The organism is Pelagibacterium sediminicola (genome assembly GCF_003390885.1).
In the GTDB taxonomy this organism is placed as follows: domain Bacteria; phylum Pseudomonadota; class Alphaproteobacteria; order Rhizobiales; family Devosiaceae; genus Pelagibacterium; species Pelagibacterium sediminicola.
Genome location: NZ_QMEL01000005.1, coordinates 85,621 through 104,854 on the forward strand (window position 1 = coordinate 85,621; position 19,234 = coordinate 104,854).

Here is a 19,234-nt window from a genome sequence, read left to right on the forward strand (position 1 = left end):
CTCATCCTTTGACCGCGCCAGCCGCCACCCCACGGACGAACAGGCGCCCGGACAGGAAATAGACGATCAGCGGCACGAGCCCGGTCAGCATCGTCGCTGCCATGTTGACATTGTATTCGGGAGTCCCCTGCGCCGAGTTGACGATGTTGTTGAGCTGAACCGTCATCGGCAGGTTGGGCGTTCCGGCAAAGACCGCGCCGAACAGGAAGTCGTTCCAGATGCCCGTGACCTGAAGGATCAGCGCCACGACCACGATGGGAAGCGACATCGGCAGCATGACCTCGAGGAAGATGCGCCAGAAGCCTGCCCCATCCACACGCGCCGCCTTGAAAAGCTCGACCGGAAGCGATGCGAAATAGTTCCTGAACAGCAATGTCAGGATGGGCATGCCGAAAATCGTATGCACGAGAATGACCGCCCATATGGTGCCGAAGATCTTGAGTTCACGCGTGATCATCACCAGCGGATAGAGGAACACCTGGTAAGGGATGAACGAGCCGAAGATCAGGACGGCAAAGAAGATTTCCGAGCCCTTGAACTTCCAGTTGACCAGCGCATAGCCGTTGACCGCCGCCACTGCGGTAGACACCAGCACGCTGGGAATGAGGATCTTGACCGAGTTCCAGAAGCCGGGGCTGAGCCCCTGGCAGGTAAGCCCCGTACAGGCCGACGACCAGGCCTTGACCCACGCCTCGCCCGTAAATTCGACAGGCGGCGCAAAGATGTTCCCGAACCGGATCTCGGGCATGGTTTTGAACGAGGTCATCACCATGATGTACATCGGGAAGAGATAGTAGAGGCAGGCCACGAACAGGATCGAATAGATGATGACCCGCTTGGGCGTGAAGAACGGCTGGGGCCTGGGGCCCTGCGGGCCCGCGAAATCCGTCCGGCCGGAGACGGCATCGAGCGCGACCGTGGTCGAAATCACCGTGGGATTGCTCATGACTTTTTCTCCCCCCCGCCAAATTCGAGAATGGCCCACGGAATGACGATGATCATGACAGTGACCAGCATCATGGTCGATGCGGCGAGCGCCTGCCCGATATTGCCGGCGGTGAACATGTAGTCATAAACGTATTTGGCCGGGACTTCCGAGGCGATGCCGGGGCCCCCGTTCGTCAGCGCCACGACCAGATCGTAAAGGCGCACGATGCCGGACCCGGCGATGACGACAGCCGTCACCAGCACGCCGCGCATCATGGGCAGAACGATGAAGATATAGGTCTGCCACGTCGGGATGCCATCGACGCGCGAGGCCTTCCAGATTTCTTCGTCAATGCCCCGCAACCCCGCCAGCATGAGCACCATCATGAACCCGGTGCCCTGCCACAGCCCCGCGATCAACAGCGCGAAGATGACCATGTCGGAATTGAGTATCCAGTCGAAGGTGAAGCTTTCCCAGCCCATGCCCCGGATCGTGCCCTGAAGCCCGAGCGTGGGGTTCATGATCCACTGCCAGACAAGGCCCGTAACAATGAAGGACAAGGCGAACGGATAGAGCATGATGGTGCGGAAGGCGTCCTCGAACCGCACCTTCTGGTCGATCAGCACTGCGAGCAGAAACCCGATGGTCAGTGTGAAGACGAGCGAAAACGCGCCATAGAGTGCAAGATTGCGCACCGAGACGTTCCAGCGGGACGTCGAGAACAGGCGGTTGTACTGATCGAGCCCGGTAAACGACCCGGTCGGCAAGAGGCGCGAATTGGTGAACGAGAACCAGACGGTCCAGAGCGTGCAGCCGATAAAGACGACCAGCACGATGGCAATCATCGGCGTCGCTGCGATCTTGGCTGCCAGATTGCGGGTGAAGAGTTGGCGGATGGATCGCCAGAAGCGCGAGCCTTCCGTGGCGGTGTCGCCTGCCGCTGCAATAGTCAAGGTCGTTTCCTCCCGGGAAAACAGCGCGTCCGACCTTTTTTCAAGGCCGGGCGCGCCGGTCGTCTCAGCTATGCAGTGCGCTTAGTCGGCACTCTCGATGATCGAAGCATAGCGGTCGATATAGGCGTCGACCGAGATGTTATCGTCATTGATGAACTCGATGCTGAGGTCCTGAAGCTGCTGCTGGGTGTCGCTCGAAAGCGCAAAGTCACCCGAGGGCAGCAGGCCGTTGTCGAGCAGCACGAGCGCCTTCTGCATGCAGGCATTGGCCTGGCTCAGATCGATGTCGGTACGGATCGGCATCGAGCCCTTCTTGAGGTTGAACGCAAGCTGGGCCTCCGGCGAGAGCAGGATACGCGCAAGCTGGGTCTGCGCCTCGATCACTGCCGGATCGGTGCCTTCAGGCAGAACCGGGAAGTAGAAGGAATCGCCACCACCGGTCAGCATGTCGTTGAGGCCGAGCGCCGGGAGACACTCGTAATCCTCGCCCGGAACGCCGCCGGCGATCTGCAGGTCGCCCTGGAGCCAGTCACCGTGGATATTGCCGGCCGCTTCACCGGCCAGAAGCTGGTTGCCCACGTCGCCGAAGCTGGGCACCTGCATTTCGGGAGAAATGACCGAACGCAGATCATCCAGCGCCTCGGCAACCTCGCGGAACTTGTCGCTGCGCACCGCTTCGACGCTCTTGTCGCGGTTGATCGCGATGATCAGATCCGTGCCGCCGATACCGGCGATGAGCACGCCCGGAACGCCCGAGATGGGCCAGCCCGAAGCAAGGCCGAAGGGCAGGATGCCGGCTTCCTCGAGCGCGGGCCAGCTATCGACATATTCGTTCCAGTCGGTGGGAACCGGCTGACCGATCTTCTCATAGGCGGCGGTGGAGAGCCACAGCCAGTCCCACGAGTGGATGTTGATCGGGAAGCAATAGATGCGCCCTTCATAGGTGCAGGGCTCGAGAAGCGATTCATCGACGTAGAAGTCGCGGATGTTCATTTCTTCCGCGATGTCGGTCAGGTCGCGCATCAACCCGGCCTGGATCAGCTCTTCGGCGTCGCGGCCGGTGTTCATCTGGGTGGCGCCCATCGGGTTGCCGCCAAGGATGCGGCTGATGATGACGGGATTGGCGCCGGTACCCGAACCGGCAAGGGCGCTGTCCACCCAGGTATTGCCGGTCTCTTCTTCAAAGATGCGGGCGAACTCGGCGATGGACGCCGCCTCGCCGGCGGACGTCCACCAGTGCGTGACCTCGAGCTCCACCGCCGGAACGGCGGTCGCGCTCATGAGAGCGGCTGCGAAACCCGCAGCCACAGCAAATCTCTTCATGAAAATGTCCTCCCAAAGGTTTGTCCAAGGAGATCCGAAGACCCCCTTCTCCTCCATCTCCGCTTCCTTGACGCTTTAGCGTCCCTCCATGAAACGAATATGTAATCGATTACAATTCTCACTATCAGTATGAATGAAATCGATTGCACGAGCTTTCAACAATCGGAGCCACCCTGTCAATAGGGTTATGCTACAAAAGTTGTAGCCACCGTTCCGCAGCTTTCCCCCGCCGGAGAAATTTTCCCTGACCTCAACACCGCTCCTGACAAGCGCCCGCATATGCGCTAGAGCATTTCAGGTTTTGACGGAATCAAGAAGGTCCGTGTCGGCGGAAGCGCCCTTCTGGTCCCCGGTAATAAATACCGGGGTGACATTGGAGGAAGGGAAAGCTGGCAGAAAACACCATTGTCATTCCGGCATTTATTGCCGGAATCCAGCACAGGTCCTCCAGGATGGCGGAAACTGGATGTTTCCGTCAAAATCTGAAACGATCCAGACGATGCTGGCGCCGGACAGGATCGAGGGCCCCGTAGCTCAGCCGGATAGAGCAGTAGCCTTCTAAGCTATTGGTCGCAGGTTCGAATCCTGCCGGGGTCGCCAACCACAAAAACCACCGCCGCACCTTGCTTGATTCACATCAACGCTGGCCGCCGGGCCCGTGCTAGACTATTGCATGTATGGACGGAAACAGGGTCTGCCTGCCACCAGGGCAAGACCGGGCCAAGCCAAGGAGGCGGATATGTACAAGCACATTCTCATCGCGACCGACGGGTCGGAACTCGCAACCAAGGGTCTCGATCACGGCCTGAAACTGGCCAAGCTGGCGGGCGCGAGCGTGATCATCGTCACGGTGACCGATGTCTGGGCATCGAGCGCGCTGGCCGCCGCCGGCCCCGCCACCATCGCCGAATACGAGAACGCGATGAACGAGGCCGTGGACGACATTCTCAAGGAAGCTTCCAAAATGGCCGAGGATAGCGGCGTGGAATACAAGACCCTCCACATCCCCAACCGCTACGCCGCCGACGCGATCATCGAAACCGCGCAGGGACAGGGCGCCGACCTGATCGTCATGGCCTCCCACGGCCGCCGCGGCTTCCGCAAGCTCATCCTGGGCAGCCAGACCACCGAAGTCCTCCAGTCGAGCACCGTGCCGGTGCTGGTGGTGCGGTAGAGGCTATCTCCGCCGCGATCCCGGCTATCGCCGGGAGTGTTTTGCTTTGGACTTCTGTGAGATGCCGTACGCCCCGGCTCTTTCGCTCCCTCCCCTTGAGGCAGGGCTATCGCATCTAGATTAGCGAGTGTGGCTTCACCCCTCCCTAGCCCTCCCCATCAAGGGGAGGGTGTTTCCTTTGCTTGGCCGTCTTCCTACGCACAAGGCCAGCACCTCCCCCTTGTGGGGGAGGTTGGGAGGGGGGATCGGCGCAAGCCGAAGTATGCGAGAGCGCTACCCTCAAGGGGAAGGGGCGAAACCAGCCGGGCCCGAACCGCCCCTAATCCCCCGCCACCCGTGGATGCACGAGCGTATCGCCCGCGCCGATTCCCAGCTCCGCCGCCCTGCCTCCGGGAATTTCGAGCACGAATCGCACCGGTTCTCCCGAGGGAATCGGCGTTTCGTCGTGGGGGATGGCGTTTTCGTGCACGCGCACGATTTCGCCATTGGCGCGGATGAACACCATATCGAGCGGGATCAGCGTATTGCGCATCCAGAACGAGACGGGCCGCTCGTTGAAAAAATCAAACAGCATGCCCGCATCGGGCGCCAGTTCCCGCCGGAACATCAACCCGCGCGAGGTGGCCGCGGGCGTATCGGCGATCTCGATTGAAAAGATGAATTCGTCTTTGCCCGAAACGATTGTGGCCGATGTTTCATCCACAGCATGAACCTGCGTCGCGCCCAGCGCGCACACCAGAGCGATCCAGAGCCCGGCAACGAATCGCCTGATATCCATTCTCATCCGCACATCGCCTCCCCGACGGCGCACTAATGCGAGGATGGCCCGTCGCCCCAACCATCGGGCCGGATTTCAGCGACCATAAGGCCCTTCGGCCCGTCGCCATAGCGCGCGAAAACGAACTGGCCGGGCCGCAATTCGGTGATGCCGAACCGGCGCAGGGTTTCCATATGGACGAAAATATCGGGATGCCCCTCCCCGGCCGAAAGAAAGCCGAAGCCGCGCACCCTGTTGAACCATTTGACTTCCAGCCGCTCGAGCCCCGAGGTCGGCTCGACCTGCACATGGGTGCGGGCGGCAGGCATCTGGGATGGATGGCGCGCCGTGGTCTCGTCCATGGAAAGGATGCGGAAGGCCTGCAGGCCCCCGGGGCGATTGAGCGCCTCGACGACGATTCGCGCGCCCTCATAGGCGGTCTGGTAGCCGTCGCGCCGCAGGCATGTCACGTGCAGCAACACGTCCGGCCCACCCGCATCGGGCACAATGAAGCCGAATCCCTTGCCAGCATCGAACCACTTGATCGCACCGGCGATCTCGATCACGTCGAGTTCGCCACCGGGAGCAACGCCTGTATCGCGCATTTCCCTGCCCGCTTCGCCAGCAGGATCAAACCCGCTTTGCGCCGCGATCGATGTGTCCTTTGCCCCCATAGTCCACGCCTTTTTCAACACTCGAACCGGCAACAGCGTCCACAGGACGACCCTCCGTGCCGGCTGCGACAATAACAATGAGCCGCATGATACGCATCCGCCGCGTACTTTGGCCGATTCAAATCGAAAAGTTAAGGACCATTCACAAATTTGTGGGGATTTATTAACCATGAGCGCGCCGGCAACGGGGACTTGGTCGGAACAAGAACGATCTGCTAACCTCCCCCGGCGAAATCCGGCTCGCCTCCCCGAGCCTGACCATTGGAGATTCTGCCGTGAAATATCTGCACACCATGGTGCGCATAACCGATATCGAACAGAGCCTGCGCTTTTATTGCGAAGGGCTCGGCCTTGTCGAAACGCGCCGCATAGAGAATGAAAAGGGCCGTTTTACCCTCATCTTCCTCAACGCCCCCGGCGAAGAGCATGCGCAGGTCGAACTGACCTACAACTGGGATCCCGAGACCTATAGCGGGGGGCGCAATTTCGGGCACCTTGCCTATCGGGTCGATGATATCTACGCGCTGTGCCAGCACCTGATGGACATGGGCTACACCATCCACCGCCCTCCGCGCGACGGTCACATGGCGTTCGTCAAATCCCCCGATGGCATCTCGATCGAGTTGCTTCAGGACGGCAATCTCGACCCCAAAGAGCCCTGGGCCTCGATGCCCAACACCGGCACATGGTAAACGGGTAACGGGTTTTTAACCACGTGAGTTGACCGGCGGTTAGTTTACCGCCGGTTATTTTATGTCCGGGTTTGGGATCGGAATTGCCCCAAAAACGGACATGGTCATGCGTCTTGTTTCCAGTCTCATCGTGATGGTCATGCTGCTCGGCGCCTGTGCGCCGATGGCAATGTTCGCGTCCTCGAGCGGCAGCGCCTATAGCGGGTTGCGCACCGACTGGGGCACGTTCGTCTCTTCAAGCAACGTCAACGCGCTTTGCCTTTCGCCCGCGCTGCGCCTGCTGATCTGGGATTTCGAGGGCTATTTCGGCAAGAAGGTGGTGATGAGCTCGGGCTACCGCACGCCGTGGCACAACGCCTCTGTCGGCGGCGCGGAAGCCTCCTATCACACCAAATGCATGGCGGCGGACTTCTACATCCCCGGCGTCGATAAGAGCCGGCTGATAGGCTATGCCATGCGCAACAAGCTGATCGGCGGGCTTGGTTGCTATCCCGGCCAGCGCTTCATACATGTCGATGTGCGCGACCGGCCGCGCGGCCGCAACACCCCGGTTACCTTCTCGGGGTGCTGAAATCGGGGAATGAGTGGATTTTGGACTTGCAGATTCGCACCGCCCCCCCTATACACCCGCTCATTGGTTAGGCGCCCTTCGTCTAGCGGTCTAGGACGCCGCCCTTTCACGGCGGAAACACGGGTTCGAGTCCCGTAGGGCGCGCCACTTTTCCTCTTATGCGGATCGACAGACGGTCTGGCCGGTTGTCACCCCGCCTGCGGAAAGGTATCAATATAAAAGGGATCGCCACCCGATCCCCTCCGCGCCCTTCGTCTAGCGGTCAGGACGTCGCCCTCTCACGGCGAAAACAGGGGTTCGATTCCCCTAGGGCGCGCCAAAACCTCACCATACCAAAACAAATCCGAGAATCGGGCGACCACTCTCGATGGCATAGTGGTTGTTGCAGGATTCCAATCAGATACCCGGAAGCTGCCTTTCGGAAAAGTGAATGCACTATTGGTTTAAGGTAAAATCTGAGCTTCCACGGCATCCATAAGGAAAGCCCCAATTGCCTTCCTCAGGCTGGATTCACGCGACGGCCCGTTTCAAAAGCAGCAAACGAGACCGATCGCTCTATTTCACGTTGTATCTTAGCCAGACGCTGCCATCCGGCAGTTTCTTCGTGTTGATCAGTTCGAATCCGACCGGGCCGTCGTCGTTATACTTCGGGTTGCCGTCGAACAGGGAAGCGGATTCGGTCGAGCCGTCCGCTACCGGCGTCATGACGATGCTGACCTCGTCGACGAGGCCCTGTTTCAGAAGCGACCAGTTCACCCCGCCGCCGCCGTTCAGGAGCAATTGGTCCTTGCCGTAGATTTTCTGAATCTTTGAAATGGCCACCGCGAAGTCCAACTCCTCCTCACCAGCGATGATGTAGGAAACGTTCATCCGGCGCAGAAAATCCTTGTAGGCGTTGCTAACGCCCGCCGGAACGATCTCCACCACATGCGCGCTTGTGTCGAAATAGGTAATGGTGTTGCGGCTCCATGCCAGTTTCCCGGCGCGGTCGATGGCGAAATAGTGGATCGTCTCATCGTGTTCAGCGAGGAAATCGCCCGGCGGCACGTCCTTCGCATCAAGATCCAGATCCGGCTCCTTGTAATGCGTAAAATTCACTTCGCTCGTCGTGCTGCCGCTGAGCCAGCCGCTATGATCGCGGTAGAACGGGTCCGGTCCGAGGAACAGGTTATAGTATTCGATCTGAGAGGCCCGGCTTTCTTCGGTCTGCAGATGCGGCCCGTTGATCTTGCCGTTCAGGGACGTGTGCATGTGCACGATAATCTTCGGTTTCGTCATAGTGGTGATCCTTTATCGGATATCATTGTTCAGAGTTCCTGCGCCGTCGGCCGGAACAGGATTTCGTTGATACCGACATCCTCCGGTTCATTGATGGCAAAGGCGACCAGCCGGGCAAAGGTCTCGGCGGGCACGCCGACCTGGCCCACGTAGTCCTGGTTGGCCTTCTGCACATCCTTCTCGCTGATGTGGTCCAGAAGCTCGGTCCTGACCGCGCCCGGCGAGATGATGGTAACGCGGATGTTGTGCGGCGCCATTTCCTGCCTCAGCCCTTCCGAGATGACCCGCACTCCGGACTTGGTCGCGGAATAGACGGCGGAGCCGCCGAAGATCTTGTGACCGGCGACCGAGGAGAGATTGATGATGTGGCCTGATTTCTGCGCCTGCATGTGAGGCAGCGCTGCGGCGACACCGTAGAGCACGCCCTTGAGATTGACGTCGATCATCCGGTCCCACTCGTCGACCTTGAGCCGGTCGAGCGGCGACAGCGGCATGATCCCGGCATTGTTGATGAGAACGTCGATGCGGCCATAAGTCTTGACCGCCGCCTCCACGAGCGCCTTGAGGTCGCCGCGTCTGGTCACGTCCGTCGTGACCGCGATGGCCTTGCCGCCCGCCGCAGCAATTTCCGCCGCCAGCGCCTCGATCCGGTCGGAGCGGCGCGCGCCCAAGACCACGCTGGCCCCTTCGGCGGCGAGATGACGTGCGGCGGCCGCGCCCATGCCGCTGGAAGCGCCGGTGATGACGATGATCTTGTCCTTGATCATGATGGTATCCTTTTCGGTTGGTGACGCCGGATTATTCGTCCACGACACGCTTCAGTCAGTCCACAATCTTGCCGTTCTCGACTTCCTGAGGCGCGGCAATCGAGATGGCTTGTCTGGTCTGGCCATCTGTCGCGCCAAACCCGACGGCCACCGGGGTTAAGAGGCTGGTCGCCTGCCCCCCAATCAGACTCGCTACGCATAGCGCCATGGACTGCACCGCGCCCATGCAGCAGCCAGCGGGTCTTTTGCATGGATGATGACTACGCTCATGCTATCCGCCTTATTCCGGAAACCCGCTTGCAAAACATAGTGCGGCCATTGCTATTGATTATCTGGTAAAATTCGCATGGACCTATCGATCCAGTCGATTAATTCCGTAGAGTATGTATGTGAGGGAAACGTCTAATGAAGAGGACTGACTTCAATCGTCTGACATGGTTCCGGATGGTTGCCGAGGAGCGCAGCTTCACCAGGGCCGCTGCAAAGCTCGGTGTCTCCCAGTCGACGCTCAGCCATACCATCAAGCAGTTGGAGGCGCAGATAGGCTTGCGGCTGCTGACACGCACGACGCGAAACGTCGCTACGACCGCCGCCGGCGAACGCCTGCTTCAGACCATCGCCCCGCGCATGACCGAGATCGAGGATGAGATCGCTTCCCTGACGGCGTTCCGCGAAAAGCCATCGGGCTCCATGCGACTGACGCTCTCCGATCATGCATTCCACAGCGTCGTGTGGCCCAAGTTGAAGCCGATGCTCCGCCAATACCCGGATATCCATGTCGAGCTGCTTCTCGACAGCACCTTCCGAAACATCGTCGAAGAGCGGTTTGACGCTGGTGTCCGGCTCGGCGAAAGCGTCGAAAAGGATATGATCGCGGTTCGGATCGGCCCCGACTGGCGGCTCGTCGCCGTCGCTGCGCCGGCCTATCTCGCCGTGAACGGAACGCCCGGGCATCCACAGGATCTGGTTCGGCATGCCTGTATCAACATGCGCCAGGAAACGGCCGGAGGCCTCTACGCTTGGGAGTTCGAGAAGGACGGGCAGACGCTTCGCGTCAGAGTTTCGGGTCAACTGACATTCAACGATTCCTACGCGATGGTCGATGCTGTAGTAAATGGCTACGGGATCGCCTACGTTCCCGAAGACATCGTTGAAGACCAGATCGCGCAAGGCTCGCTCACGCGGGTTCTCGATGACTGGTCACCCTACTTCGAGGGATATTTCCTCTATTATCCCAGCCGTCGCCAAAATCTTCCTGCTTTCCGGCTTGTGGTCGACACACTTCGGCATAGAGATCAATTCATGGGACGTTGATGATCGGCAAACGCATATTTGCGGTATGGATAACCATTTTTAGAAGATGCCTCCACCTCGACTGCTAGGCTGACTTCACAAAAGCAAGGTGCCCAGTTCCATCCTCTCCGGCGCGCAATCTCTTCAATATCACCTTGTCATATTCCATGCCGATGGCGCGCATAGGTGCGATATGCGCGGCCCAGCGGGTTATTTTTTGCTCCAGCTTGCCCGCTTCAAAGCGGCTGTTATGCTGGGGCGATTCAGCCCGTTCAACGATTTCGGATTATCCAGAAATGACAAACGCCAACGCCCCGCTCGATGCGGTTCTCGCCCATGTGGACGCAACCGTCGAGGATAGTGTCGCGCGCCTGTTCGACCTTTTGCGCATCGCATCGATCTCGACCGATCCGGCCTATAAGGACGAATGCCGCAAGGCGGCCGAGTGGCTGGCCGGTGAGTTGGACGGGTTGGGTTTCGATGCCTCGGTGCGCTCGACCGAGGGCCACCCCATGGTGGTCGGGCATGCAAGGGCTGATGCCGGGCCGAACGTTCTGTTTTACGGACACTATGACGTGCAGCCGGTCGATCCGTTGGAATTGTGGGCCAACGATCCCTTCGCCCCGCGGATCGGCGAGGAAAACGGCCGCAAGGTGATTCTCGCGCGCGGCGCGTCCGACGACAAGGGCCAGCTCATGACCTTCGTTGAGGCGTGCCGGGCCTATAAGGCGGTGCGCGGCGCGCTGCCGGTCGGCGTCACCGTGCTGTTCGAGGGCGAGGAGGAAGCCGGATCGCCCTCGCTGAAACCCTTCCTCGAAGCGACCGCCGACGAATTGAAGGCCGATGTGGCGCTGGTCTGCGATACGGACATGTGGGACGAAGAAATCCCCTCGATCATCACCATGCTGCGCGGGCTCGTCGCCGACGAAATCGAAATCACCGCCGCCAGCCGCGACCTGCATTCGGGCATGTACGGCAACGCCGCGCGCAACCCCATCCAGGTGCTGGCGGCCATCATCGCCTCGCTGCGCAACCCCGACGGTTCGGTCGCCGTACCCGGGTTCTATGACGATGTCGCGGAGCTTGCGCCCCAGGTGAAGGAACAGTGGCAGCGCCTGCCGTTCGATGACAAGGCCTATCTGGGCGATGTGGGGCTTTCGGTCCCCGCCGGCGAGCAGTCGCGTTCGGTTCTCGAACAGATCACCTCTCGGCCCACCTGCGAGATCAACGGGATCAGCGGCGGCTATACGGGCGACGGGTTCAAGACCGTCATCCCGGCCAAGGCCAGCGCCAAGATTTCCTTCCGCCTCGTCGCGAGCCAGGACCCGGCAAAGATCCGCGACGCATTCCGCGCCCATGTCAGATCGCTCGTGCCCGCGGATTGCACCGTAACCTTCACGCCCCACGGCGGCTCTCCTGCCGTCGCGGTCCCCGCCGATGGCCCCTTCCTCACCAAAGCCCTCGGCGCGCTGACCGACGAATGGGGCAAGGAAGCCGCGATCGCCGGTTCGGGCGGCTCGATCCCCATCGTGGGGGATTTCAAGACGCTGCTGGGCATGGATTCGCTGCTCATCGGCTTTGCCCAGACCGACGACCGCATCCACAGCCCCAACGAGAAATACAATCTCGAAAGCTATCACCGCGGCATCCGCTCTTGGGTGCGGATCCTCGACGCGCTGGCTGAGGGCTGAATTTCGCATTCTTCCGGACGTTAATAGAAAAGGCATGCTCCGCCGGCCGCAGCAAGATCACTCTGGGTTCCGGGAATGAATCCCGGAATGACATCAGTTTTTTGGCGCAACCCGCGCCCCATCTCTAATGTCATCCCCGGGACTGATTCCCGGGGTCCAGCACGATACAACGACAACCGCAGGGCGATAGGGAACGGATACCCAGTCGACGCCCGAGGCCCCGATCCGGTCGGGGCGGACCTCTGAGGCAAATCTCCCTTGGTCATATCGGGGCCAATCCCGTTTGCCCCTGTTCAGTTGCCAAAAAAAGATGGTCCACATGGCCCGTCTGGAAAGGATGAAGTCATGGCCAGGATCGCGTGGATCTTGGGAGGCGGCACCGGGCTTGGCGCCGAAACGGCCAAGGGCCTGATTGCGCGTGGCTGGACCGTCGCCGTTTCCGGCCGCCGCACCGCGCCGCTTGAAGCGCTGAAAGCCAGCCACGGCGCGCATCCCTACCCGTTCGACGTGACCGACCGCGACGCGGTGGGCGTGACCGTTGCGAAAATTGTCGCCGATCTCGGGCGCATTGACCTCATGATCTATTCGGTGGCGCGCAAGCAAACCGCGCGCGCCGGCGACTATGGCTATGAAAGCTACGCCTCGATCATCGACACCAACCTGCTCGGCGCAGCCCGGGTCATCGATCCGGTCGTTGACCAGATGCGCCGGCAGGGCGGCGGCGAGATCGCGCTCGTCGCCTCGGTCGCGGACTATTTCGGCCTGCCGCGCGCCGCTGCCTACAGTTCCGGCAAGGCGGCGATGATCGCGCTCGCCCAGACCATGCGCACCGAACTGGCGCAGGACAATATCGCGGTGCGCGTCATCTCGCCGGGCTTCGTCAAAACCGATTTCACGGCAAAGAACGATTTTCCCATGCCGTTCCTGATGGACGCCGACGAGGCGGGCAAGCGGATCGTCGCGGGCCTGCTCGATTCAAAGCGCTTCGAGATCGCGTTTCCGCGCCGTTTCGTCCTGATCCTCAAGACGATCGGTCTGCTGCCTTACCCGGTGTTCTTCTGGGTGATGGGGAAATTGGCCGGGGTGGCGGGGAAATAGGCGCTGCCGATTTTTCCTATGGATTTGGCTGGCATCGCAGCCCCCTCACTCCCAGCCCTTCTTCGGCTCCAATCGCTCCACTGGAGCGATTGGTGGCTGCGCCACCACCTCGAAGTCCCACGAGGGGAGAGGGGGGCTCATATGGTTGCCCCACGGTTCCCCTTCTCCCCCTCGTGGGAGAAGGTGGCCGGAGCGAAGCGGAGGTCGGATGAGGGGGCCAGCGATGCTAGAACCAGCACCAAACAAATCGCCTCATCACCCCGGAACGGCAGCATCGCTCACCCTCAGTTGCACCGTTTCGCGCCCCTGCCAGTGATCGATATTGAGCGTGCCGCACAGATGCAGGCGCTGGCCGTCGCGGGCTTTCAAAAGTGCATCGCCGAGCGGGGTTCCCGCCGCCCGGAAGGCGATGCCCTTGAGGTTTGCGCCGTCTCCCGAAGATAGCGAAAGCCGCACGTGCCCGCCTGCACCCATGATCTCGGCAAAGCGCACGGCATGGGAGGGAAAGGCAAAAACGGGGGTCGGGTTGCCGGCCCCGAACGGCCCGGCCCGCTCGATATCGCGCACGAAATCCGGCGTCGCGCCCCGCGCGGTCAGCGCGGCATCGAGCCGGAGCGCCGTGCGCACGCGCGCCGCCGTCACCGCCGCGCGCAACCGCTCGTCGATAAAGGCGCGGAACGGCCCCATCTGCCCCGGCGCCAAGGTGATTCCCGCCGCCATGGCGTGTCCCCCGCCCTTCCCGATGACGCCCTCGGCAACCGCCGCGATGACCGCCGCGCCCAGATCGACGCCCGGCATCGACCGTCCAGACCCCGTGCCCCCGCCATCGGGCGCCAGCGCAATGGCAAAGGCGGGGCGACCGAACCGCTCGCGCAGCCGCGCCGCCACCAGCCCCACGATCCCCGGATGCCATTGCGGCGAGCCGGTGACGAGAACCGATGGCCCCTCGCCGTCCCCGATTTCCATATCGGCGGTCGCGACGGCCTGCTCCACCGCCTCGATCTCGATGCGCTGGCGCTCGGCGTTGAGTTCATCGAGCTTTGCGGCGATGGCAAGCGCCTCATGTTCGTCGGTGGTCGAGAGCAGCGCCGCTCCCATCCCCGCATTGCCGATCCGCCCCCCCGCATTGATGCGCGGCCCGAGGATATAGCCCAGATGGTAGGGCCCGACCGGCCCCGAAACGCGCGCGCCAATGGCAAGGCTGGTCAGCCCCACATTGCCGCCTGCGCGGATCACGTCGAGCCCGCGCGCAACGAAGGCGCGGTTGAGCCCGGTTAGCGGTACCACGTCGCAAACCGTTGCCAGCGCCACGAGATCGAGCAGCGCCATGAGATCGGGCAGGCCCGTCCGTCCCCGCTCGCGCAGTACGCGATTGACCGCCACCAGCGTCATGAAGGCAACGCCCGCCGCGCACAGATAGCCAAGCCCGGAAATATCGTCGGGCCGGTTGGGGTTGACCAGCGCATCGGCAGCGGGATGTTCGCCAGCCGCCAGGTGGTGGTCGATGACCAGGACGTCCGCGCCCCTGCCCTTGGCATGGGCGATCGGGCCGAGGCTGGTCGTACCGCAATCAAGCGTTACGATGAGGGTACAGCCCTGTTCGATGAGGCTGTCCATTGCCGCATCGTTGGGCCCATACCCTTCAAAAATGCGATCCGGGATATGGCAGGCCGGATCGAGCCCGAACGCGCGCAGATAGCGCAGCATCAGCGCCGCCGAACAGGCCCCGTCGACATCGTAATCCCCGAACAGCCCGATTTTCTCGCTGTTCTCGATGGCATCGGCGAGTCGCTGGGCCAGCACATCCATGTCCACCAGCGTCGATGGATCGGGCATGAGAGTGCGCAGCGTCGGGTTGATGAAATCCTCGGCGTCCTCCACCGCGACCCCGCGCGCCGCAATGACCCGCGCAAGAATTTCCGATAATTCGGTCTGCTGCCCGATGGCCTGCGCCATGCGCGCGGCTGCCGGATCGAGCCGGTCGACCCAGCGCCGCCCGGTGACGGACCGCTCGACATTGAGAAAAGCTGGGGTTTCGGGCTTCATGGGCCACCTATATCGCGCAACCGAACGGGGGCAAATGCGTTTAGTCCGAAGATAACGGGTTCTCCCCGGCGAAACCCGCTCCGCCCAAACTTCGCCCTGATTTGGACCAAAAGCACCATGGTCAGTCATGACCAACAACGAGGGTTCCCATGAACGCCAGATTTCTTCTTCCCTTTGCCGCTGTTTCCGCGCTTGCGCTTGCCGCCTGCGGCGGCGATACCCCCGCTCCCGCCCAGCCCGATCCCGATGCGGGCGATCCGGTGGTGATCGAGACGCCCGAGGTCGAGGAGGCCGCGCCCGAACCCGAGCCTGCAACGAGCGAGGAACTTTCCCAGGAAGTCGAGGAAGTCGAGCAGGAGGCCGCTGAAACCTTCGAGCAGATCATGGAGGAAACCCGTCAGGCCGGCGATAACCTCGTGGATATGGGCAACAACGCCATGCAATCCATGTCGAGCCAGTTCGAGGGCGCCCAGGAAACGGTCGAGGAACAGGTGGACAACCTCATCACCGGACTCGAAGAGTTGCGCGACGAAAACCTCACCGATGAGCAAAAGCTCCAGGCCGTCGCCAGCGCCCGCACCGCCGCCGAAAACGCCGCCCGCCTCGCCGGCCGCAGCGACGACGACATCCGCGCCTTCGGCGATGCCACCGAGGAACGCGCCCGCGCCGCGCTGGGCCTTTAAGAGCGACGGAAGAACCGGATCACCCGCTCCCCTGGTTCATTTCGGGTTTGACGGAATGAGCCACATGCTCCTTTGCTGCCCCGGCGAAAGCCGGGGCCCATGCTGCAAACTCCGCCGTGTTTGAGGGTTCGCCGTGGCTCCCGGGCCGAGCCCGGGAGCCACGGAGACGAGCCGATCTAGAACTCTTCGATGCGGATCAATTGCGGTTGCCCGACGATAAAGCCGTCGCTGGCCACGCGCTTCAGCGCATCGCGCACCGCGCGTTCGATGGTCTCGTGGGTGATGAGCACCACCGTGCGCGTGCTCTGCGTGTCGACACCGGGTTCCACCGCGCGCAGGTCGGGACGCTGGATGACACTTTCGAGAGAAATGTCGCTTTCGCCCATGCGCGTCGCGATCGCGGCCAGCGCGCCGGGCACGTCGCGGGCGTTGAGGCGGATATAATAGCCACCCTCATGGACGCGCATCGGCGCGCGCTGGCAGGGCTTGAGCTCGGACGCAGGCACGCCCAGCGGAGGCACCCACGTGTCGCGCGCAACGTCCAGAATATCGCTCAAAACCGAGGCCGCCGTGGCATCGCCTCCCGCGCCCGGCCCGGCAAGCAGCAGTTCGGGGACGTGGTCGGTTTCGAGCGCCACCGCGTTCAGAACGCCATCGACCCCCGCGATCGCGCTCGTCTTGCGTACCAGCGTCGGGTGCACGCGCTGCTCGATCCCCTGATCGGATTTGCGCGCCACGCCCAACAGCTTGATCTTGTAGCCCAGATCGGCCGCCACCTTGATGTCGGCCTGCGTGATGCGCGAGATGCCTTCGACAAACACCTGATCGGCGGCAATCTCCGTGCCGAAGCTGAGGCTGGCGAGGATAGCCAGCTTGTGCGCCGTATCGTATCCCTCGACGTCGAAGGTCGGGTCGGCTTCGGCATAGCCGAGCGCCTGCGCGTCCTTGAGGCACTCTTCAAACCCGATCCCCTCCTCGCCCATGCGGGTGAGGATGTAATTGGAGGTTCCGTTCATGATGCCGTAAACGCGGGTGATGCTGGCCGAGCCCAACCCCTCGCGCAGCGTCTTGATCACCGGAATGCCGCCCGCGACAGCGGCCTCGAAGCCCAGTTGCGTATCGTTCTGTTCCGCCAGACGCGCCAGCGCCACGCCATGCCGGGCAAGCAGCGCCTTGTTGGCCGTCACCACCGGGCAGCCACGTTCGAGCGCCGCGGTGACCGAGGCCAGCGCCGGGCCGTCCTCCCCGCCCATCAGTTCGACGAACAGATCGACATCGCCCGACCGCGCCAGCGCCACGGGATCGTCGACCCAATGGATGCCGGAAATATCGATGCCCCTGTCGCGCGAGCGCGACCGCGCCGAAACGGCCGAAATCACGATATCCCGCCCCAGCTTGCGCGAGATCGCCTTGGAATCGGCCTGGATGATGCGGATGAGCGCCGCCCCGACCGTCCCGAGCCCGGCAAGGCCCACCCGCAGCGGCTTGGCTTCGAGTTCAGCCTGTTCGGCATGCTCGGCCATCCCCGCCACGATCCGCTGCCGCGTATCGCTGCGCGGCTCGCGGCCCTCCCGCAAGTCGAACACGAACTGCGGGTCCCCCGCCAGCACGCGCCCGAACCGGGTCGGCGACCACCCATGGGTCGTCAAAAAGGCTTCAACGGACTGTTTGAACGCTTCGATATCACTCATGGCACACACGGAAATCCTATCGCATGCGCGAGGTGAATAGGAAAAATCCTATTGGGTCAAGGGGGGCGTGGAACATCGAGCCCTTGCTTTCGCGGCTGGCACCGCTGCACCCCTCACCCCCAACCCCTCTCCCGCAAGGGGAGAGGGGGGCTCAAGAGCCGAGGAGCCACAGTTTCCCTTCTCCCCTTGCGGGAGAAGGTGGGCTTTCGCGCACGCGAAAGGTCGGATGAGGGGTGCGCGATGCCTACCGCAACCGCCGAATATCGCGGTCTCACACCTTCTTCTACACTGCCCCGTCGTCACCCGGTTTATCCGGGTGACCCAGCGGCCACAAAGGCTGGGTTGCCCGGATAAACCGGGCAATGACGGAGGGGACAGAGATCCGCTAAAGACTCGCCTTATGCCTTCAGCGTAACGACATTCCCCCCGCTCGCGCTCCCGCCGAGGAATTTTCTGATCGAGCGCGCCGCCTGCCGGATGCGTTGCTCGTTCTCGACGAAGGCGAGGCGGACATACTGGTCGCCATATTCGCCGAAGCCGACGCCTGGCGCCACCGCCACTCCGGTTTCCCGGATGAGCAGTTTGGCGAATTCGAGCGAACCGAGTTCGGCGAACTGGTCGGGAATCGGGGCCCAGGCAAACATGGTCGCGGCGGGCACCGGAATGTTCCAGCCGGCGCGGCCAAAGCTTTCCACCATCACGTCGCGGCGGTGCTTGTAGATCTTGCGCACCTCCTCGATGCACGAATCATCGCCATTGAGAGCCGCGGCGCCTGCGACCTGAATGGGCGTGAATGCGCCGTAATCGAGATAGGACTTGACCCGCGCCAGCGCCGCGATCAGGCGCTCGTTACCCACCGCGAACCCCATGCGCCAGCCGGGCATGGAGAACGTCTTGGACATCGAGGTGAACTCCACCGCGATGTCGATCGCCCCCGGCACCTCGAGGACGGAATGGGGCGGTTCGTCATCGAAATAGATCTCGGAATAGGCAAGATCGGAGAGGATGAAGATGTCGTGCTTGCGGCAATAATCCACGACTTCCTTGTAGAAATCGAGGCCCGCGACATAAGCCGTGGGGTTGGCCGGATAGTTCAAAATCAGTGCGATCGGCTTGGGAATCGAGTGCCGCACCGCCCGGTCGAGCGAGCGCAGGAAGTCCTCATTGGGATCGGCGGGCATCGAGCGCACCACCCCCCCGCTCATGATGAAGCCGAACGAATGGATGGGATAGGTCGGGTTGGGCACCAGCACCACGTCGCCCGGCGCGGTGATGGCCTGCGCCATATTGGCAAAGCCTTCCTTGGAGCCCAGCGTTGCGACCACCTGCGTATTGGGATCGAGCTTCACCCCGAACCGGCGGCCATAATAGGACGCCTGCGCCTTGCGCAGCCCCGGAATCCCGCGCGAGGTCGAATAGCGGTGCGTGCGCGGATCGTTTACCGTTTCCTTGAGCTTGTCGACGATATGCTCGGGGGTCGGCAGGTCGGGATTGCCCATGCCCAGATCGATGATGTCCACCCCATCGGCGCGCGCCTTGGCCTTGATGGGGTTGATATGCTCGAAGACATAGGGCGGCAGGCGGCGGATGCGATGAAATTCTTCGCTCATTGGTT

At 62.1% G+C, this 19,234-nt stretch carries 17 protein-coding genes and 3 tRNA genes; 10 read left to right on the plus strand and 10 right to left on the minus strand.

Translation table 11 applies throughout. The features are described from left to right. Position 1: 1 nt before the first annotated feature. The 3 genes from DQG18_RS09880 to DQG18_RS09890 form a co-directional block, all read right to left on the minus strand. Positions 2-946 (minus strand): carbohydrate ABC transporter permease, encoded by a 945-nt coding sequence (locus DQG18_RS09880; RefSeq protein WP_116654102.1) that lies wholly within the window; start codon positions 944-946, stop codon positions 2-4. Then, positions 943-1,824, minus strand: a complete 882-nt coding sequence (locus DQG18_RS09885) for a carbohydrate ABC transporter permease (protein ID WP_245958436.1) — start codon at positions 1,822-1,824, stop codon at positions 943-945. Before DQG18_RS09885 ends, DQG18_RS09880 begins: the two co-directional genes overlap by 4 nt. A 138-nt stretch (positions 1,825-1,962) precedes the next feature. Next, positions 1,963-3,204, minus strand: coding sequence for an ABC transporter substrate-binding protein (locus DQG18_RS09890; RefSeq protein ID WP_116654247.1), 1,242 nt, complete (start codon positions 3,202-3,204; stop codon positions 1,963-1,965). A gap of 523 nt (positions 3,205-3,727) precedes the next feature. On the opposite strand from DQG18_RS09890, the gene DQG18_RS09895 reads away from it, so the two are divergent. Both DQG18_RS09895 and DQG18_RS09900 read left to right on the plus strand, forming a co-directional pair. Next, a tRNA-Arg gene (locus tag DQG18_RS09895) sits at positions 3,728-3,804 on the plus strand. A gap of 139 nt (positions 3,805-3,943) precedes the next feature. Next, entirely contained in the window at positions 3,944-4,378 is a 435-nt protein-coding gene (locus DQG18_RS09900; RefSeq protein WP_116654248.1) for a universal stress protein, read from the plus strand. 319 nt (positions 4,379-4,697) lie between these two features. On the opposite strand, the gene DQG18_RS09905 is transcribed toward DQG18_RS09900, so the two are convergent. Next, the gene (locus DQG18_RS09905) at positions 4,698-5,156 is read right to left on the minus strand and encodes a DUF192 domain-containing protein (protein WP_116654103.1); all 459 of its coding nucleotides are present in this window, start codon (positions 5,154-5,156) and stop codon (positions 4,698-4,700) included. A gap of 32 nt (positions 5,157-5,188) precedes the next feature. Beyond that, positions 5,189-5,740, minus strand: a complete 552-nt coding sequence (locus DQG18_RS09910) for a cold-shock protein (protein WP_116654249.1) — start codon at positions 5,738-5,740, stop codon at positions 5,189-5,191. A 344-nt stretch (positions 5,741-6,084) separates the two neighbouring features. Between DQG18_RS09910 and DQG18_RS09915 the strand changes: the two genes are divergently transcribed. The 4 genes from DQG18_RS09915 to DQG18_RS09930 all read left to right on the plus strand — a co-directional run bounded on the left by DQG18_RS09915 (position 6,085) and on the right by DQG18_RS09930 (position 7,391). Beyond that, on the plus strand, positions 6,085-6,501 hold the full coding sequence (locus DQG18_RS09915) for a VOC family protein (RefSeq protein ID WP_116654104.1): 417 nt from the start codon (positions 6,085-6,087) through the stop codon (positions 6,499-6,501). Between the two features lie 106 nt (positions 6,502-6,607). Next, the gene (locus DQG18_RS09920) at positions 6,608-7,072 is read left to right on the plus strand and encodes a YcbK family protein (RefSeq protein WP_245958431.1); all 465 of its coding nucleotides are present in this window, start codon (positions 6,608-6,610) and stop codon (positions 7,070-7,072) included. Positions 7,073-7,143: 71 nt separating this feature from the next. Continuing rightward, positions 7,144-7,219: transfer RNA gene (locus DQG18_RS09925), tRNA-Glu, on the plus strand. Positions 7,220-7,316: 97 nt separating this feature from the next. After that, positions 7,317-7,391 (plus strand) — tRNA-Glu (locus DQG18_RS09930). Positions 7,392-7,627: 236 nt separating this feature from the next. Here DQG18_RS09930 and DQG18_RS09935 read toward each other — a convergent pair. Both DQG18_RS09935 and DQG18_RS09940 read right to left on the minus strand, forming a co-directional pair. Next, complete coding sequence (locus tag DQG18_RS09935; protein WP_116654106.1) at positions 7,628-8,350, minus strand: dihydrofolate reductase family protein; 723 nt, start codon at positions 8,348-8,350, stop codon at positions 7,628-7,630. A 29-nt stretch (positions 8,351-8,379) separates the two neighbouring features. Next, positions 8,380-9,117: an SDR family oxidoreductase gene (locus DQG18_RS09940; RefSeq protein WP_116654107.1), complete on the minus strand. Its 738-nt coding sequence runs from the start codon at positions 9,115-9,117 to the stop codon at positions 8,380-8,382. Positions 9,118-9,522: 405 nt separating this feature from the next. On the opposite strand from DQG18_RS09940, the gene DQG18_RS09945 reads away from it, so the two are divergent. The 3 genes from DQG18_RS09945 (at position 9,523) to DQG18_RS09955 (ending at position 13,199) form a co-directional block, all read left to right on the plus strand. Then, positions 9,523-10,431: a LysR family transcriptional regulator gene (locus DQG18_RS09945; RefSeq protein ID WP_116654108.1), complete on the plus strand. Its 909-nt coding sequence runs from the start codon at positions 9,523-9,525 to the stop codon at positions 10,429-10,431. A 275-nt stretch (positions 10,432-10,706) separates the two neighbouring features. Continuing rightward, positions 10,707-12,101 (plus strand): dipeptidase, encoded by a 1,395-nt coding sequence (locus DQG18_RS09950; protein ID WP_116654109.1) that lies wholly within the window; start codon positions 10,707-10,709, stop codon positions 12,099-12,101. Between the two features lie 345 nt (positions 12,102-12,446). Further along, entirely contained in the window at positions 12,447-13,199 is a 753-nt protein-coding gene (locus tag DQG18_RS09955; protein WP_116654110.1) for an SDR family NAD(P)-dependent oxidoreductase, read from the plus strand. A 255-nt stretch (positions 13,200-13,454) separates the two neighbouring features. Here the strand turns inward: DQG18_RS09955 and recJ are convergent, their stop codons facing one another. Continuing rightward, the gene (gene recJ, locus DQG18_RS09960; protein WP_116654111.1) at positions 13,455-15,245 is read right to left on the minus strand and encodes a single-stranded-DNA-specific exonuclease RecJ; all 1,791 of its coding nucleotides are present in this window, start codon (positions 15,243-15,245) and stop codon (positions 13,455-13,457) included. A gap of 149 nt (positions 15,246-15,394) precedes the next feature. On the opposite strand from recJ, the gene DQG18_RS09965 reads away from it, so the two are divergent. Continuing rightward, the gene (locus DQG18_RS09965; protein ID WP_116654112.1) at positions 15,395-15,928 is read left to right on the plus strand and encodes a hypothetical protein; all 534 of its coding nucleotides are present in this window, start codon (positions 15,395-15,397) and stop codon (positions 15,926-15,928) included. Positions 15,929-16,104: 176 nt separating this feature from the next. Here DQG18_RS09965 and DQG18_RS09970 read toward each other — a convergent pair whose 3' ends face one another. Together DQG18_RS09970 and DQG18_RS09980 are read right to left on the minus strand one after the other, a co-directional pair. Then, positions 16,105-17,451: a homoserine dehydrogenase gene (locus DQG18_RS09970; RefSeq protein WP_116654250.1), complete on the minus strand. Its 1,347-nt coding sequence runs from the start codon at positions 17,449-17,451 to the stop codon at positions 16,105-16,107. Between the two features lie 566 nt (positions 17,452-18,017). After that, positions 18,018-19,229: an LL-diaminopimelate aminotransferase gene (locus tag DQG18_RS09980; RefSeq protein WP_116654251.1), complete on the minus strand. Its 1,212-nt coding sequence runs from the start codon at positions 19,227-19,229 to the stop codon at positions 18,018-18,020. Positions 19,230-19,234 lie beyond the last annotated feature (5 nt).